At 38.8% G+C, this 19,218-nt stretch carries 10 protein-coding genes; all 10 read left to right on the top strand.

The window, feature by feature from the left end:
• The first annotated feature begins 3 nt into the window (after positions 1-3).
• The gene (locus tag WQ54_RS09425) at positions 4-1,800 is read left to right on the top strand and encodes a glycoside hydrolase family 2 protein (protein WP_046515446.1); all 1,797 of its coding nucleotides are present in this window, start codon (positions 4-6) and stop codon (positions 1,798-1,800) included.
• A 158-nt stretch (positions 1,801-1,958) separates the two neighbouring features.
• Positions 1,959-3,218 (top strand): extracellular solute-binding protein, encoded by a 1,260-nt coding sequence (locus WQ54_RS09420; RefSeq protein WP_046515443.1) that lies wholly within the window; start codon positions 1,959-1,961, stop codon positions 3,216-3,218.
• Between the two features lie 133 nt (positions 3,219-3,351).
• Positions 3,352-4,284 carry a carbohydrate ABC transporter permease gene (locus tag WQ54_RS09415; RefSeq protein ID WP_046515441.1) on the top strand — a complete coding sequence of 311 codons (933 nt, stop codon included), beginning with the start codon at positions 3,352-3,354 and terminating at the stop codon, positions 4,282-4,284.
• 3 nt (positions 4,285-4,287) lie between these two features.
• The gene (locus tag WQ54_RS09410) at positions 4,288-5,136 is read left to right on the top strand and encodes a carbohydrate ABC transporter permease (RefSeq protein ID WP_197089574.1); all 849 of its coding nucleotides are present in this window, start codon (positions 4,288-4,290) and stop codon (positions 5,134-5,136) included.
• Between the two features lie 33 nt (positions 5,137-5,169).
• A complete protein-coding gene (locus WQ54_RS09405) occupies positions 5,170-5,589 on the top strand; it encodes a hypothetical protein (protein WP_046515435.1) in 420 nt (139 codons plus the stop codon).
• Between the two features lie 292 nt (positions 5,590-5,881).
• Positions 5,882-9,997 carry a carbohydrate-binding protein gene (locus tag WQ54_RS09400; RefSeq protein WP_046515432.1) on the top strand — a complete coding sequence of 1,372 codons (4,116 nt, stop codon included), beginning with the start codon at positions 5,882-5,884 and terminating at the stop codon, positions 9,995-9,997.
• A gap of 372 nt (positions 9,998-10,369) precedes the next feature.
• On the top strand, positions 10,370-12,259 hold the full coding sequence (locus tag WQ54_RS09395) for a family 43 glycosylhydrolase (protein WP_084821932.1): 1,890 nt from the start codon (positions 10,370-10,372) through the stop codon (positions 12,257-12,259).
• Between the two features lie 968 nt (positions 12,260-13,227).
• A complete protein-coding gene (locus WQ54_RS09390; RefSeq protein WP_046515430.1) occupies positions 13,228-14,052 on the top strand; it encodes a pyruvate, water dikinase regulatory protein in 825 nt (274 codons plus the stop codon).
• Positions 14,045-16,723 (top strand): pyruvate, phosphate dikinase, encoded by a 2,679-nt coding sequence (gene ppdK / locus WQ54_RS09385; RefSeq protein ID WP_046515428.1) that lies wholly within the window; start codon positions 14,045-14,047, stop codon positions 16,721-16,723. The genes WQ54_RS09390 and ppdK overlap by 8 nt, the downstream gene beginning before the upstream one ends.
• A gap of 901 nt (positions 16,724-17,624) precedes the next feature.
• On the top strand, positions 17,625-19,058 hold the full coding sequence (locus tag WQ54_RS09375; RefSeq protein WP_046515423.1) for a GntP family permease: 1,434 nt from the start codon (positions 17,625-17,627) through the stop codon (positions 19,056-19,058).
• Positions 19,059-19,218 lie beyond the last annotated feature (160 nt).

The raw sequence follows: 19,218 nt of genomic DNA, 5'->3' as shown, positions 1-19,218 counted from the left end.
GCTATGACATTTCGACAAGAATACCCGCGCCCGCAATTAATGAGAGAAGACTGGCTTAATTTAAATGGTGAATGGGATTTTCAATTTGATGACCAGAATATTGGGTTAGAAGAAAAATGGTTTAAAAAAGGAAAAGAATATAAGCAAAAAATCAATGTTCCCTTTGCTTACCAAACGAAGCTTAGCGGAATTCATGATCCTGCATTTCATGATTGGGTTTGGTATCGCAGAGAATTTGAGATTCCTGATTCCATGCTTGGCAAACGGATCATCATGCATTTTGGTGCTGTAGACTATCGAGCAATGGTTTTTATTAACGGAAATCTAGTTGGATCTCATGAAGGAGGCCACACTGCCTTTTCCTTCGACATTACAAATTATTTAATTGAAGGGAAACAATCAGTTGTTGTCAGAGTAGAAGATCCTTCAAGAGACGAAACAATACCTCGCGGAAAACAGTATTGGATTGAAAAATCGGCGGCAATCTGGTATACACGTACCACTGGCATTTGGCAAACGGTATGGTTAGAAGCAGTGGATAAAACACATATAAATAAAGTCAGATTTACTCCGGATATTGATAATGGCGATATCACCATTGATCTAGAGGTATCAGGTGAATATATAAATAAAGATGTTGAAATTGAGATCAGCTTTAAAGGTGAACATGTAGCAAAAGAAACGGTCAAACTATATGAAAGTTTTATGAAAAGATCTATCAATCTCTATAATCGAAAAATATTCAGAACAGGATTCCATCGTGTCGGATGGAACTGGACACCGGAAACACCAAATTTATTCGATGTAAAGATTCGCTTGAAAGAAGAAGCTGCAATACTTGATGAAATCACTTCATACTTCGGGATGAGAAAAATCCACACTGAAAATGGCATGGTCTATCTGAACAACAGACCGTATTATCAAAAGTTGGTTCTCGACCAAGGTTACTGGCCGGACGGTTTATTGACGGCACCAACGGATCAGGATTTAAAGAAAGATATCGAATTGGCAAAAGAAATGGGCTTTAATGGGTGCAGGAAGCATCAAAAGGTTGAGGATCCGCGTTTCCTATATTGGGCAGATACATTGGGGTTTCTAGTATGGGGAGAATGTGCTGCTTCTCCATCCTTTAGTGAGGATGCTGTTGCCCGACTTACAAAAGAGTGGATTGAAATCCTTGAAAGAGACTACAATCACCCTTGTATCGTTACCTGGGTCCCTATTAATGAAAGCTGGGGAGTTCCTTCCATCAGCACGAATGACCAGCAAAAGCATCATTCGCTGGCAATGTATCATCTGATCCATTCACTCGATCCTACCAGATTAGTGATTTCAAATGATGGATGGGAATTAACGAAAACAGATATTTGTGCGGTCCACAATTATAGCCATGGCCACAAGGATGAAGTCGAAAAATACAATGAGTTTCGCCATTCTTTAGCAACCGTCGAACAGATCCTTCAATCAAAATCAGCAGGTTGGAGCATCTACACGAAAGGATTTAAACATAACGGTGAGCCAATTCTCTTAACTGAGTTTGGCGGAATTGGTTATAAAGCGGGAGAAGAAAATGGCTGGGGATACACGACAGTCACCAATGAGGAAGAGTATCTCGCAGACTATGAAAGAGTGATGAAAGCAGTCTATGAATCTAGCTCACTGCATGGCTTCTGCTATACACAGCTAACTGATGTTGAACAGGAGATTAATGGGATTTTGACATATGATCGCAAGCCGAAATGTGAACTGCGTGAAATTAAACGCATAAATGACATGTGGCATGCAGAGGTTGTAAAATAACTCGAATATCTGAATGAATTAGACTTCTCTTGGCTGAAGACAGTTGATTTCAGCCAAGAGATTCATCTTATATAAATTACTAGAGAGTCTGACATCTTGTGAAAACGCTTTAAAAGAAAGGGTACATGTACTAACTAATTTATTTGGGGGGTAACAAAATGAAGAAAAAAGCACTCTTAATGTTTTCGATCCTTTTTGTGTTTGTAATGGCTTTATCAGGCTGCAGCAGTAGTTCCTCGAGCTCTGGTTCCGCAAAAAATGAAATCGTTTATTGGAATCCATTTACAGGTCCTGATGGAGAAAATATGAAGCAAATTGTCAATGAATATAATAAAACAAATCCAAAATTCAAGATTAAGAATGTATCGATTGGTGCAGATGATATGTATGCAAAAATCCCGACGGTTGTTAACTCGGGAAAAGGGATTCCGGACCTCACCGTTGTTCATGCTGAAAGAATTAAGCAGTTTGTAGGGAATGATTTATTGCTGCCATATGATGATTTATTAGCTGATCATCCAGAAATTAAAGCAGAAAACTATGTACCAGCCGGCTGGAATATTGGGGAAATTGATGGCAGCAGATACAGTGTTCCGTTAGATGTACACAGTTTTGTTATGTATTACAACAAAGATTTACTAGAAAAATACGCGCCAACTGCACTTGATGACAATGTGGTTACATTTGATGAAGTAAGAGAAGCTGGAGAAAAGTCTAGTAAAGACGGTATTAAAGCGATTGGTATCACGTGGACACGTCCGATGTTCTTATCCATTTACAATCAACTAGGCGGAGATATTACAAGTGACGGAGAAACGCCAACACTTAACACGCCAGAAGCAAAAGAAGCCCTAGAGTTATTAAAAGGGTTGGTTGATGACAAAATTGCCAACAAGGATGGAGAAGACCCAGGACAATTATTTAAATCAAATAAAGCGATCTTCTATCCTGAAGGAATTTGGATGCAAAACAGCTTAAATGAAGTAGAAAAATTAAATTGGGGACTGACAAGCTTCCCGCAAGTGTCACCTGATAAAATTGTCAACTGGACATCCTCTCACCAATTCGTCATGTTTAAAGACGAAAACCGATCTGATGAGAAAGTGAAGGGAATGTTGGACTTCCTTGATTATGTGAGAGAAAATTCACTTCCATGGGCAAAAGCAGGACAAAACCCAGCTGCTTTAGCGACATTAGAAAATCCTGAATTCAAGGAACTGCCACAATCATTTTTACTCGCAGACCCTAAATTACAAGAGTCACTTAAAATCTTTGACTATAAATATAATGGCTTTGTAGCTGAAGAGGTTGATAAACTAGCTGGTGATGCGATTTTTGGAAAGCTTGAAATTGAAAAAGGATTGGAAGATGCTCAAAAAGCAGTTGAAGACAAAATCGCTAGCAATAATAAAAAATAACGTTTTTCTATGATTGGCAAAGGAACGTCTGAGACTGTCTAAACATCAAAGGGACAACCCCCAGCGCACATGAGGGTCAGTCCCTTTGAGGCAGCCTCCTCTATTCGAGAACGAAAGAATAGGAGCTAAAATTATGATAAATACTGGAGCTAAAAGGCAAGTAAATGTGTCCGCTGCATTAGATAAATATCCGAATAAAAATCGGCTGAACCTTTCTCCCTATCTTTATATTGGGCCACATCTCATTTTATTTGGCATCTTTTTTCTATTTCCAACTTTATATGGTATTTACATTTCATTTACGAATTGGGATCTCATTGGGGAACCTGAATTTGTAGGAATGGCAAATTATACAGAAATTTTATTTAATAAAGATTCCACCTTTTATGAACAATTGCGGATCGGTTTGGGGAATACGTTTAAATTTGTTTTGTATACTGTACCTGCTTGTATTATTGTACCGTTGCTCTTAGCTGCCGCTCTTAATACAAAACCAAAAGGAATGACCTTTTTTCAGGCATTATTTTACATGCCGACATTGTTTTCTGTTTCTGCGGTTATGATTGTATTTTCCATGCTATTCAGCGTTTCATTCGGACCGATTAATCATTATCTAAATGTGGATACAAACTGGCTATCTAATCAGCCATACGCTTGGATAACATTAGTGATTGTAACCGTTTGGTGGACAATCGGTGCAAATATGATCATTTATCAAGCCGCTCTTAACGGTATTCCAAAGGATTTATATGAAGCAGCCTCTATAGATGGAGCAAATGGTGTTCAAAAGTTCTTTCGAATTACACTTCCTAGTATAAGAGCACAGCTATTATATACCGTTGTAATCACGACTATTGCTCAATTCAATGTATACGGGCAGCCGCTTATGTTAACAAAGGGCGGACCAACAAGCTCGACTACAGTCCTGTTAATGTACATTCAAGAAAATGCATTTGGCTCTGGGATATCGATTGCGGGTATTGGAGCAGCAATGGCTGTTGTTCTGGGCTTATGTATTATGGTTGTTTCTGCCATTCAATTCTTCTTTTTAAGACAACGTGACTAGGAGGTGCCTACTTTGAAGAAAAATCCGATTTCTAAAATATTTTCATTCATTTTTTTATTGTTTATGGCATTTATATGGATTGGTCCATTATTGTATACAACCTTATCGACGTTCAAAAGTGAGGCTGATATTCAATCAAGCGCCTTTACTATTTTACCGATTAATTGGGTGATTGGTAACTATCAGGATGTTCTTTTTGAGAATACTAGCGCCCCTGTGGCGAAGTGGTTTATAAATTCGATGATTATTTCAGTAGCACAAACGTTTTTAGTATTAGTGCTTGTTTCATTAGCTGGTTATGGCTATTCAAGAATGAAATTTAAGGGAAGAGATGCGATCTTCGCCTTTTTAATGGCAACGATGATGTTCCCTGGCGTTGTAAATCTGATTCCGCTTTACAAAATTATTGATACATTTGGCTGGGTAAACAATTATTTGGCAGCGATTGTTCCGGGGACAGCCGGAGTTTTTAGTATCTTCCTCGTAAGGCAATTTATGCAAGGAATTCCTAAGGATTTTGATGAATCGGCACGAGTGGACGGCGCTTCAGACTTTCAAATTTTTACGAAGCTAATCTTGCCGTTAATAAGACCTGTCTTAACCGTTGTCGCGTTATTTACCTTTACGGGTTCATGGAATGACTTCCTATGGCCATCGATTGTATTTAATGAAGTTGAAAAATTGCCGCTTACACCGGGATTGCAATTACTTCAGGGGATATATGGCGGACTGGAGGTTGCTCATTCTTTAACTGGGGCACTGATTGCAATGGTTCCGACATTTATCCTTTATTTGTTCACACAAAAGTACTTTATGGAATCCCTCTCCTTGTCATCAGGTGTAAAAGGGTAATAAAGGATGAGTGTTTATTAAGGAGGTTTAAGCATGAATAGAAAGCTGGAAAGAAGATTCATTAGGATCGGAGCGATATGGCAAATCGTTTCAGGTCTCCTTACGATTTTTGTCTATGCCTCTTTTATTAAAAATGAAGGGCTGAATTCTTCCTATAACACGATTGTAAAACTAGAGGCCGCACAGTCCGTATTTGGCAGCTTGTATATGTTTTCTGTTTCCTTTGGGATGATCTTTGTTATTCTAGGAATCTTAAACTTTGTTCTAGCGAAATCATTGAAAGATGATCAAGTCGAAATAAAAAGGCCAATCTGGTTTATTGTATTAGGGGTGGCCTCCTATTTCGTCATGGACATTTTAGGATCCATCATGTTTCTTTCGGCAGGGGTTCTGGCATTAGCTAAAAATAAATCGATCGCAAAGCTTGGAAACTATCATTTACAAAATCAATAACATAATCGTCGTGCTGTTTTAGTCACTATCGGCCCATTAAAAATCAATAGTATATAACCAAAGGAAAGGACTTATCATTTCCTTTGGTTATAGGTTGATTTTTTTTTGTGTATTTTTCCGATTTATTTGGTTACTTATGCATCTATAATACATAGCTGGCTGTGTGAATCAAAAAAATAGATGCTTTAGTATAAAAGAATGTTAGCGATTACATTTATGAAGGGAGGAACTTGAGCCATTTGTTAATAGAATTCTAGTCTAATTGCACGTTGGAGAAAAAGGAGGAGATTTTTTGAAAAAGATTTTATCATTGGTTATTGTGATTAGCTTAGTTTTAACCGTCCCATTATCCGCATTAGCCTATAGCAATCCCTTCGAATTTCCGGATTCCTGGAAGTGGGATACAGGGGTATTTTATGGAGAAGGAGATCCTTATATTTTAAAGCATAACGGTACTTATTATCTTTATGTAAGTACAGTAGATGATAAGCATGGAGTAAAAGCATGGAAATCAGAGGATTTGGTAAATTGGGAGTACGGTGGATTAGTGACAGAGGAGCCTACAACGAAGGCTGCCTATGCTCCTGAGGTTGTGTATTGGAATGGCGATTTTTATATGTACACATCGCCTGGCGGAAATGGGCATTATGTGTACAAAAGCTCCTCGCCGCTAGGACCGTTCGTAAAGCAAACTGCTAACCTGGGAATGGGTATTGATGGACATGTCTTTATTGATGATGACGGAAAATGGTACTTCTATAGTACGGGTGCTCAACGAATTGATGCCCGTCCTATGTCAGATCCCTATACGTTTGGACAAGCTTCAAACACCGGTGCAGAAATGAATGGCTGGACAGAAGGACCAACGATTTTAAAAAGAAATAATAAATATTATATGACCTATACAGGAAATCACGTGTGGAATAAAGCATACCGTGTTGATTATGCCAGCAGTACTTCTCCTATTGCTGATTTTTCACATGAATATGGACAAAATCCAATTTTGCTGAACACTGAAGGGGAGAATGTAGGATTAGGCCATAATTCAATTATTCGGGGGCCGGATCTTGATTCCGACTATATGGTTTACCATAGTCATGCAAATCCAGGAAGGTATATGAATCTTGATCGGATTGCGTGGAATGGAGATAAAATGCTCGTTCTGGGACCGACAACAACGGAACAGCCAAACCCGGATTTGCCTGATTTTAGTGAACGTTTTTCACCATCATCACTTGATGAAAATTGGGAAACGGTAAACGGGGGGAGCTGGAGTATTGCCTCGGAAATGCCTGGGTGGCTTCAACAAACAACCATCGATGACACGCAAATGGTTAAAAAAGTGAGCAAAACTTCCACTGCTTCAGACTACACAGCAGAATTCAATATGAAGACCATTAAGCAAGGCTCGAGCAGTAATCCAACTTTTGGCGCCGTATTCTCCTATAAAGATGAAAACAACTACGGCTTAGCATTATTAAGTCCTAAGAAAAATCAAATAGAAACCTTCTTTTTCGTAAACGGCGTTGAACTAAAAAGGGAGGCTACAGATTTACCTGATGGCTATGATTATTCGAAGCTTCATCAAATACGGGTAGAAAAGTCTTCATCAACGTTTAAAATCTTTGTTGATGGAATGCAAAAGCAAACCAGTGAAATTCCTGGGCTAGCTGGAGGTAAAATCGGATATGCAGCATCTGATCTTCATGCAGCTTTCGGGTATACGGCATTCAGCAATAAAGTGAACGGAAGCAATGTGTTTGATGCCTACAAACCAGTACCGGGGAAAATTGAGGCTGTTCACTATAATACAGGCGGTGAAGGTGCAGCCTATCATGATACAACACCTAAGAGTACCAGCGGGAAATATCGAAGTGATGCTGTTGAGTTAAAAGAAAATTCTGAAGGCGGCTATCACGTAAGCTTAAATAATTCTGAATGGCTTCATTACAATGTCAATATTGCAGAGGCCGGTACTTATAATGTCGATCTAAGAGTTTCGGCATCAAGCGCTGATGCACAAGTGAAATTAATGGTAGATGACTCGACGGATTTAACAGGTGCCATAAATATTCCAAAAACAGATGAGTGGAAAACACTCTCGATTGAGGGAGTTGAACTACCTAAGGGTCAGCATACTCTTAAAGTTGTCGTTGAAAATGGAACATTTGATTTATCCAACATGCATTTCCAAGAAAATAAACAAGTGGAAGAATTATTTACAGACTTTAATGATGGCACTAGTAATGGATGGGAAGAAATCGAAGGATATTGGACGGTCAAAACAAATAAACCGAGCCCATTTGATGCGTATAAACCAATCCCAGGGACGGTAGGTGCAGCTTACTATATTACCGGAGGAGAAGGAGTAGCTTACCATGAGACAACAGCTGAAAATATCGGCGGTGTATTAAGGGGAGATTCCGTCGATATCCGTAACAATCCAGAAGGCGGTACGGCAGTTGGATGGAATCAAACAGGAGAATGGTTTAAATACAATGTATCAATAAAAGAAGCAGGGCTCTATAATGTTCAGTTAAATACGGCAACAACGTTTCCTTCAGCAAAGGTTCGATTGTGGCTTGATGATGAAACAGATTTAACCGGTGTGGTTGATGTTCCTAGTACAGGTGATTGGAATAATTGGCAGCCAGTGATCAAAAAAGGAATCACATTGCCGGAGGGTGAGCACACGATAAAAATAGAAATCGTGGAAGGAGAATTTGATTTTACTGGTCTTGAGTTTACATCATTTGATATTCACAAGCCAGTGCCTGGAATTATCGAAGCCGAAGAATACAATCTTGGCGGTGAAGGGGTAGGCTATCATGACAATACTGCTCAAAATACCGGAGATGTATTCAGGGAAGATGCTGTTGATCTTCGTAAGGATCCAGAAGGCGGTTACGCTGTTACCTCCAATCAAACGGGAGAATGGCTTGCATATGACGTAAACATCGAAGAAGAAGGCACATATGGCCTTGATTTGCTTGCATCGGCAATCGAAGATGGAGGAAAAGTAAAGCTAATATTAGATGATGAAATAGAGTTAACAGGTGAAATTAGTATACCTAATACAGGTGATTTAAATAACTGGGAGACCGTTTCATTACCGGGCATTTCATTGCCGGCAGGAAAACATACTTTAAAGCTTGTAACGGTACAGGGAGAATTTGATTTTTCAAGATTTACGCTGCACCGATTTGACCATCCTAAAAAGCTTCCAGGTACCATCATGGCGTCTGATTATATAACCGGTGGGGAAGGTGCAGGTTATCATGATCTTTCTCCTGAAAATATTGGCGGCAAATATAGGAGAGATGCTGTCGATATCCGTGTGAATCCAGAGGGCGGCTATAATGTTGGCTGGAATCAGGCTGGAGAATGGTTAAACTATCATGTTGATATTGAAAAAGAGGACAAGTATCAAGTGGATATTAAAGTCGCAACTCAAATAGAGGGCAGCCAAATCAGACTCTGGCTTGATGATACGATTGATTTAACTGGTATTATTGAAGTCCCAGCAACAGGCGGCTGGGATAACTGGGAAAGCGTCATAAAAGAAAATGTCTCTTTACCAGCTGGAAAGCACACCATTAAAGTGGAAATGGTCAAAGGAGAATTTGACTTTAGAAGCATTAATTTTACACAGGATAATGGGGAAGAGCCGCCGGCAATTGAAGGAGAATACAGCACAGCACCAGGCACCTTTGCGAAAGCTGTCATCGGAGATCGCATGTGGAAGGATTATACTGTTGAAGCAGATATCAATCTGGGCTCTGGAAAAGGTGACGGCGGTTTGATTTTTAGAGTCAATAACCCGGCCAATGGAATTGAGCTTGGTCAAAACAATCCTGATTTTATGCAAGGATATGTGGCATATATCAATAAAGATGGCGTTCATTTAGGAAAAATGAATTATGATTGGACCTACTTAAAAGGTGCTGAGTTGAAAGAACCATTAAACTCATGGCAGCATATGAAGGTTGTAGCAAAGGGCACGAATATAAAGGTATTTGTCGGTGATATGGATACTCCGAAAATCGATTTCACAGATAACAGCAGCACGGCATTTACCCAAGGTAAGGCAGGATTAAGATCCCACTATAATGATACGAAATTCGATAACGTTGCTGTAAAACCAATCGTGATTACTCATTTATCCATGAAAAACGACCTTGATAAGATGAGAAAGTCAGGTGAAGTTACGTTTAGTGGATATAAAAAATTAACAAACAAGTTGGAGCAGTCAGAGCACCATTTTAACAATGGTGAAACGGACCAAGCGATCAAACATCTTCATGATTTTAGAAGACTCGCAGAAAAAGAAAGGGATTTAGCTGAAGATGTAAGACAAGTACTAGAGGCAGATGCTTTAAGGCTATTAAGAACTATTAAGAACTATTAAGAAAGAACAATAGATAGGTAGTACCCATGTATCTGCCTATCTATGAATTCTTTAAAGTAGCCGTTTTTATAAAAGGCTAAAGGTTGTTTTTTAGGTTTCTTGTAGAATAACTGATTAGGTTGGTTGGAGTGTAAGGTGCGAGACTCCTGCGGGGGCAGCGGGACAGGTGAGATCCCACAGGCGTTTACGCCGAGGAGGCTCACCGCACGACCCGCGGAAAGCGAGCATCCTGGAGCGGAAATCAACCACTCACCACTACTTGTTAAATATCAACAAATTTTACGAAAACAGCCTAATAAAAAAGTTTTTTTTTTCACAAGAGTTAAAAAGGAAGATTCTATAAACCTGAATAGGAAAGGACGGAAGGATTTAATGAAAAAAAAGAAACTTTATAAGTTAACAACAGCAGCACTCCTATTGCCTTTCATTCTCGGAGGTTCACCACAGGAGTTACTAGCTTCTGAACCTGCTAACAATACCAGCTTAAACTCGGCATTTTCTAAAAAGGAGGCATTTGAATTGTTTAAAAATCCAGTGGTTGGCGAAGGGGCAGATCCTTGGGTTGTCAAACATACTGATGGCTATTATTATTACACGCAAACTACGGGAAATAATATTACGATTTGGAAATCGAAAAATCTATCTGATTTGGGTCAGGCTGAAAAGAAGGTTGTGTGGACACCTGATCCAGATGCACCGAATGCACACCATATGTGGGCTCCGGAAATGCATTTTATTGATGGAAAATGGTACATCTATTTTGCGGGATCAGCTGGTGATATGGGCAAACAAAGAATGTATGTGCTGGAGTCAGAAGGCTCTGACCCATTTGGACCATATCACCATCCTGAGGGAACTGATTTTGGGAAAATCACCGACCCTTCCGACAAATGGGCCATCGATGGCACAATCTTAGAGTATAAAAATGAATTATACTTTGTCTGGTCAGGATGGGAGGGCGACGTCAATGTCAGTCAGCACTTATACATAGCCCCATTAGAGAATCCTTGGACGATCAGCGGGGAGAGGGTAGAGATCTCCAGACCTGAGCTTTCATGGGAAAAGAATGGATTTCCGCTCATCAATGAAGGTCCGCAAATCTTAAAAAACAAACAAGGAAAGGTATTTATCGTGTATTCAGCAAGCGGAAGCTGGACAGATGATTACTGTTTAGGGATGTTAACATTAAATGGTAAGGATCCGCTTAATCCTGATTCCTGGGCGAAGAACCCGACACCGGTATTTGAAAAGAATCCTGCACTCGGAGTGTATGGCCCAGGTCATAACAGCTTTGTTAAATCTCCGGATGGAAAAGAAGACTGGATCGTTTATCATGCAGCTAAGTTCAAAGGGGCAGGGTGGAATAGAAATGTTCGGATGCAAAAGTTCTCATGGAATGAAGATGGGACACCCAACTTTGGAGTCCCTGTAGCGGCCGATACATTGCTGCGTGTCCCTTCAGGAGAGTCAACAGGAAGGCTGACTCCGCACCTGCTAGGGGTTGTTTTTAAGTATGAGGCAGAACAAGCAACTGTTAATAATGCCAAGATTGTCGATAATACCTCTGCTTCAGGTGGAGCAAAAGTAGGCTATATTGATTTTCAAGACAGTTTTATAGAGTTCAATGTTCAAGTACCTGCCGGCGAATACACGATGAAGGTTCGCTATGCAAACGGGATGGGAGCAGAATCAAGCCACTACGTTACGATTAACGGACAAGATCAAGAAGAATTAACATATGAAAGCTTTGGCTGGGATTCCTGGAAAGAAGTCGAAATGGACCTAACGCTAAATCAAGAGGAAAACAAGATCCGACTTTCAAAAGGCAAGCTATATGCAGAAATTGATTCGATTGAATTAATTCCGAAAGAACAATCTGTGTATAAGTATGAGGCAGAGCATGCGAAAGTAGAAAATGCGGAGATTGCTAACGATCCAACATCTTCTAACTATCAAAAAGTAGAAAAAATGGATGATGAGGATAGTCAGATCACTTTTCCAATTCAGGTTCCTGAAGCTGGGGTTTATGAGCTGCAGGTAAGATATGCGAATGGGACAACTTCACCGAGTACACATCAAGTATATGCAAATGATGAACTTGCCGGCTCTATTTCCTATCAACATACGGGTTGGGACAATTGGGAGTTTGCTTCTGTTAAAGTGAAGTTAAAGGAAGGGGTTAATCGGATTAGTTTTTTAAAGGATGAAGGGCTCGTTGATTTGGATTATGTAACGCTTAAGAGACTCGATTCGATTGAATGAGATTTGATTAAATTTTTGCTAGGTAAGTTGTTGCCTATTTTACAGGGGAGGGTTTGAGGTTCGAATCCCTCTCTGATCATCAGAGTGAAAAGCTTCAGTTCCTTGTTAGAGAAGGAATTGGAGCTTTTTTTATTTTGATGGTAAATGGCTAAAAATGATTGGTTTTCGTCGTATTAAGTACATCTTTTCAAGTTAGACTATATAAGCCTTTTCTTATAAATATCAATGAATGTGTAATTTCACCCTACTCAACGAAAAGGAAAATTATTTAAACTACCTGTTAACCAACATAAAGGAAAGAGTTACAAAAGGTTTATTGTGTATCGTACATAATAAACCTCGCTTCGAAAAACATGTCCAATGTTAGTGTATATGATTCTATAACCTGTTTTGTAATGAAAAGATACGTGACGTTAGACGATACGTGGACAAAAAGAAAAACAACAACAAGAAAAAAACAACAAAAAGCTTTTAACTCGAATATGGTGATTAAACCAGATTAGCTTAAAAGACGAGTTAAGGCACCGAGAATGATCTCTTCACAAACCAATCACAACTTTTTTTGAATCATCCGCTACTCTCTGCCTTATTTTTCCTAATATTACTATGGAAAGAGTTTTTAGTAGAAAATGCAGTGGTTAACATGGCAAAGTATCGAATGATACGTATTGATTTTTGGAAGAATCCAATAGTTTTAGATGAGATGTCCCTAAGAATAAATGTTTTTATCTTTATCCACATACGACATAAATTGGAATCTATCATATTACTAAAAAAATTGGCTTTTGACTTGGGGATTCATTGAATTTTTTTGAACTGGATTCAAAGAAAGGGATTGAATCGAATGATCACAGGTGGTAATATACTATTTAACAAATAGTATAACACATTTATTTGTTTGTAGGTTAATAGTATAACGTACTTGGACAATGAAGAATAAAAATAGGCAAATGTATAGGAGGGCGTAAGTGAATAGGAAGGAAATTGTTTATGTAGTGTCTGATTCAGTTGGTGAAACAGCTGAGCTGCTCGTAAAAGCAGTAGCATCTCAGTTTAATAGGACAGATGTTGAAATCAACCATATTTCCTATGTAGAGGATTTTAAAGATCTCGATAATGTGATAACAGCTGCAAAATATCATCATTCCATCATTGCCTATACGATTGTCATACCGTCTTTAAAGCAATATCTTGATGAGCGGGCAAGGGAATCAGGAATACCTGCCATTGATTTAATGAATCCGCTTATGGAAGCATTTATTCAAAAGTTTGATACAGAACCTGTACTGCAGCCAAGATTAATGAGGAAATTAGATGAAAACTATTTTCGTAGAGTAGAAGCGGTTGAGTTCGCAGTAAGATATGATGATGGTCAGGATGTTAGAGGGATTAGGCATGCAGATATTGTCTTAATTGGCGTTTCTAGAACATCAAAGACACCGCTTTCGATGTATTTGGCCCATAAACGATTTAAGGTGGCAAATGTACCTTTAATACCAGAGATCGCACCTCCTGATGAACTTTTTACTATTCCTAAAACGAAATGTGTTGGTTTAATTCTAACACCAGATAAGCTGAATGAAATTCGTATGGAGCGATTAAAAAATTTAGGGTTAACAACGCAAGCGAATTATGCGAATTTTGATCGGATCCTTAACGAATTAGAATATGCGGAAAAAATCATGAAACGAATCGGTTGTCCTGTCATTAATGTTTCAAATAAAGCAATTGAAGAGACAGCTGATTTAATATTAGCAATGTTAAAAAAGAAAGGGGCTGTATTCCATGGATAAATTTGTTTATATGTTTGATGAAGGGAATAGTGGAAAAAAGGAACTATTAGGAGGAAAGGGAGCTAATCTGGCTGAAATGACCAAGATTGGTTTACCTGTACCTTACGGCTTTACCATTACAACAGAGACTTGCAACAAATACTATGATGCAGGGAAATTACTTTCACCAGAGATTGAATTTCAAATTTTACAAGCACTTACTATTCTCGAAGAAAAAACAGGTAAAAGACTTGGAGACCCTTCTAATCCATTGCTGGTTTCCGTACGATCTGGTGCAGTCCATTCGATGCCGGGAATGATGGATACCATTTTAAATCTTGGAATAAATGATGAAACAGTCGAGGGTCTTGCGAATCTGACAAATAATCCGCGCTTTGCATATGACTCTTACCGCAGATTTATCCAAATGTTTAGTGATGTTGTGCTAAAGGTTGATAGCTTTTATTTTGAGCAATTTTTGGAAGAAGTCAGGGACGAGAAAGGATACAACTCAGATCCGGAAATGTCTGCAGAAGATTGGAAAGAGGTTATTAAAGGATACAAGGAGATTGTCGCTAAACATTCGGCAAGAACCTTTCCTGAGAATCCAAAAGAGCAGTTATTCCTTTCCATCCGTGCTGTTTTTGATTCTTGGAATAATCAACGTGCTATTGTTTACCGCCGCCTTCAGAATATTCCCGATCATCTAGGAACAGCAGTGAACATTCAAAGCATGGTTTTTGGAAATATGGGCAGTAATTCCGGTACCGGAGTAGCTTTTACACGTAATCCATCTACAGGGGAAGCAAAGCTTTATGGTGAATATTTGATCAATGCCCAAGGGGAGGATGTCGTTGCTGGAATCCGTACCCCCCAACCAATTGTTTCACTTCAAGAAGAGATGTTAAACGTCTATCAGCAGTTTATTGAAACATGTCAACTTCTTGAAAAGCATTATCGAGACATGCAGGATATTGAGTTTACTGTAGAACGGGGTGAACTTTTTATTCTACAAACACGTACCGGAAAAAGAACAGCTCAAGCTGCCATTAGAATAGCTGTTGAATTAGTAAAAGAACAAATTATTAGCAAGCAGGAAGCGATTCTTCGCGTAGACCCTGAGCAGCTTGATCAACTTCTTCATCGTCGAATTGATGATACATATGAACGAAAACAGCTAGCGAAAGGTCTGCCAGCGTCTCCTGGCGCAGCTACTGGAGAGGTCGTATTTGATTCTGACGAAGCTGAAAGGTTAGCGAGAGATGAGAAAAAGAAGATCATTCTTGTTCGTCCAGAAACAACACCTGATGATATTCATGGAATTGTTGCTGCAGAGGCAATTGTTACAAGCCGCGGAGGAATGACAAGCCATGCAGCCGTTGTGGCAAGAGGTATGGGAAAAGCCTGCATATGCGGCTGTGAATCATTAAAAATTGATTTAAAATCAAAGCAATTTAAAGTAGGAGATACGATCGTAAAACAAGGAGATATCATTACGATTGATGGTTCAACTGGTGAAATCATGTTAGGAGATATTCCGATGATTGAACCGCAGCTTTCAGAAGAATTTCAATTGCTCCTATCCTGGGCAGATGAGGAAAGAAAACTTGGTGTAAGAGCAAATGCTGACAATCCGGTTGATGCCAGAAAAGCTCTTGAATTTGGCGCAGGCGGTATCGGATTATGCCGTACGGAGCATATGTTTATGGATGCCAGTCGCATCCCAATCGTTCAAGATATGATACTTGCTGAAACAAACCAGGAACGCGAGAATGCTTTAGCTAAGTTATTACCTATGCAACAAGAGGACTTTGAGGGAATTTTTGAAGCCATGCAAGGCAACCCTGTAACAATTCGTTTATTAGATCCGCCTCTTCATGAGTTTTTACCTGATAAGGAAGAACTGCTTGTTGAGGTGACCAAACTTCAACTAACAAATTCAAATCATACGGAGTTACAGGAGAAAGAGCAGCTTTTAAGAAAAGTACGGCAACTGGATGAATTTAATCCAATGCTAGGTCATCGTGGATGCCGTTTAGGAATGATTTTTCCAGAGATTTACGTCATGCAAGCGAAAGCAATCTTTTATGCCATTTCAAAGGTAATCAAAAAAGGAATGGATGTAAAACCTGAAATCATGATTCCATTAGTTGGCCATGTTAATGAGTTAAAAGAAATGCGGCAATTAGTCATCAATGCGGGCGTGCAAGTTGAGGCAGAAACAGGGCTGACATGTAACTACCTCATTGGTACGATGGTAGAAGTACCGCGGGCAGCCTTAACAGCAGACCAAATTGCTGAGGAAGCAGACTTTTTCTCATTCGGAACAAATGACCTAACGCAAACCACTTTTGGATATAGCCGTGATGACGCAGAGGGCAAGTTCTTGCAAGCTTACATTGAAAACAAAGTCCTTCCATCAAATCCATTTGTTTCCCTTGACCAAGAAGGAGTAGGTAAACTTGTCGAAACCGGCGTACATCTTGGAAGAAAAATAAAGCCTGGATTAAAAACAGGTATTTGCGGAGAACATGGAGGAGAAAAGGATTCCATACAATTCTGCCATAATGTAGGATTGGACTACGTAAGCTGTTCACCATACCGTGTACCTCTTGCTCGTCTTGCAGCGGCACAGGCCAAAATTAGACTTGAACAAAAACAGTCTGAACTTCAACTTCAACTTCAGCTATAAAAATGAGGAAGGCTGCCAATTTATCACCAGCAGAAAACATTGATTGATTTAGTATTATTTATTCCAACATAATTGGAGCCGGGGTCTGAATCCCATTAGAATCATCAGAATAAGAAGCTTCAATCCCATGTTAGATATGGGATTGGGGCTTTTATGTTTTATTAAATTTATTCGTGCATTTTTAAAGTAAAACTATAGGATTATTTTTTATAACTCATTACCGCATGTTATAGTTCCATTCACTTTATCAAAAATTATAGTGATAAACTAGAACGTTCTCATTCTAGTTTACCATGGTATTATAATCTAATATCTTATATAAACTAAATTTAGCATCATAAGAATTGCTTCTAATGATTTTATAAACATCAAATAAAAATGTATCCAGACAAAAATTTTGAGAATAAGACCTAATGAATGTATATGATTTGTTATTTCCTGATGAACAAGCTCATTCATTTTAAAGCCCTTTCAGAAAATGGTTGACAAAAGTATAAGAATTAAACTAATCTAGTAATATGAAATTTTGAATACGCATTCAATCAAAAAAGAATACGTATTCAAAAAAGGACTTGTCTAAGGCAATAAGATTAAAGAAAGGGAAAAGTCGGAAAGAAATAGTACAGAATATGCTAAAGTTTCTAAAGCAGCAGGTCAAATTATTAAATGGATTGAAACTGAGGATGGTCAACAAAATGCTTAAGATTACCTTCAATACAATTGGGAATGGAGACTATCAGAAGTTACTGGGAAAAAACATGGAAGACATCAAGTTTACCACACAGTAATGTAAGATGTTTTTTCAAAATGGAAAATGTAAGCGATTCCTAAATGACTATAGCAAGATAACACATTATTAATAGAAATAGTTTGTTTCAATGAAAGATAGGAGGGAGTTACAATGGATTTATTCATAATACTATTAGCTTTAGGACTTCTTATGCTGATCGCATACCGTGGTTTTTCGGTTATTTTATTTGCACCGCTTTGTGCACTGCTTGCTGTGATTTTTACTGAACCGAGCTATGCATTACCGTTTTTCTCAAATATCTTTATGGAAAAAATGGTTGGGTTTATAAAAAATTATTTTCCTGTTTTCCTTTTGGGTGCTGTATTTGGAAAGATAGTTGAAATGTCTGGGATAGCCGAATCGATTGCAAAAACGATTGTGCAAGTCGTTGGCAAAAAGAGAGCTATTTTGGCGATCGTTTTAATGTGTGTTGTCTTAACATACAGCGGAGTAAGTCTGTTTGTTGTTGTATTTGCCGTCTATCCGTTCGCGAGGCATCTTTTCCAAGAAGCAAATATTCCGAAACGGCTGATTCCGGGAACGATTGCTCTAGGTGCCTTGTCATTCACGATGGATGCGATGCCGGGAACGCCGCAAATTCAAAACGTCATTCCAACTACTTTTTTCAAGACTGATATTTATGCGGCTCCTATCCTAGGGATTATTGGATCAATATTTGTCTTTGCTTTAGGAATCTTATATTTAGAGAGTCGCCGCAAAAAAGCACAAGCTTCAGGGGAAGGGTATTATGGATTTGGAGATGCAAGAGAAGAAATGGCAGCTACTGCAGAGATGGGGGATATTTCTATATCTTATGCCGGGAACAAGTCTATTTGCCGTCAAGTACTGGCATTTATCCCGCTTATTATTGTTGGTGTTGCGAATAAATTTCTCACACTTTCTATCCCAAAATGGTACCCTGAGGGATTTGATTTTTCCAAAATAGGTTTAGATTCTTTTGGCAAAGTAGACCTTACGGCAGTTTCAGGAATTTGGTCAGTGGAAATTGCTTTAGTATTAGGTATTCTTGCAGCAGTTTCCTATGATTGGAAACGTGTTACGGCAGGTTTTCAGGAAGGTCTCAATGTGAGTATAGGCGGAGCGTTACTTGCTACTATGAATACAGCTTCTGAATATGGATTTGGAGGAGTTATTGCTTCCCTTCCAGGTTTTGGTGTGGTACGTGATGGCATTTCCAATTTATTTTCTAATCCGCTTGTTAATGGAGCCGTTACAACAAATGTATTAGCAGGGATCACGGGTTCAGCTTCAGGCGGAATGGGTATTGCACTTAGTGCAATGGGAGACAAATATGTACAGGCTATTGAACAATTTAATATTCCTCCTGAGGTCATGCATCGTGTTATTGCGATGGCATCAGGCGGGATGGACTCCCTGCCTCATAACGGTGCAGTTATCACCTTACTCGCAGTAACAGGATTAACACATAAACAATCTTACCGGGATATTTTCGCGGTGACGATCATTAAAACATTGGCTTGTTTCTTTGTCATTTTAGTTTACAGTTTAACGGGGCTAGTCTGATATAAATACAATTGGTTGTATTTGCGAAAAATTTTAAAGACTTTAGTAAGTTATACTCATTTTGTCTTTTTTCAACATCTTTTGATCAGGCTGCAAAGCACCTTCGTGTAAGCTTTGCAGTCTATTTTTATTTCAAAGCCTTGTACACTTTTGAAATGAT

Origin of the sequence: Bacillus sp. SA1-12, from assembly GCF_000981385.1 — a bacterium.
Lineage (GTDB): Bacteria > Bacillota > Bacilli > Bacillales > Bacillaceae > Metabacillus.
Note: the sequence above shows the minus strand (reverse complement) of the source record. Positions and strands in the feature narration are given on the sequence as shown.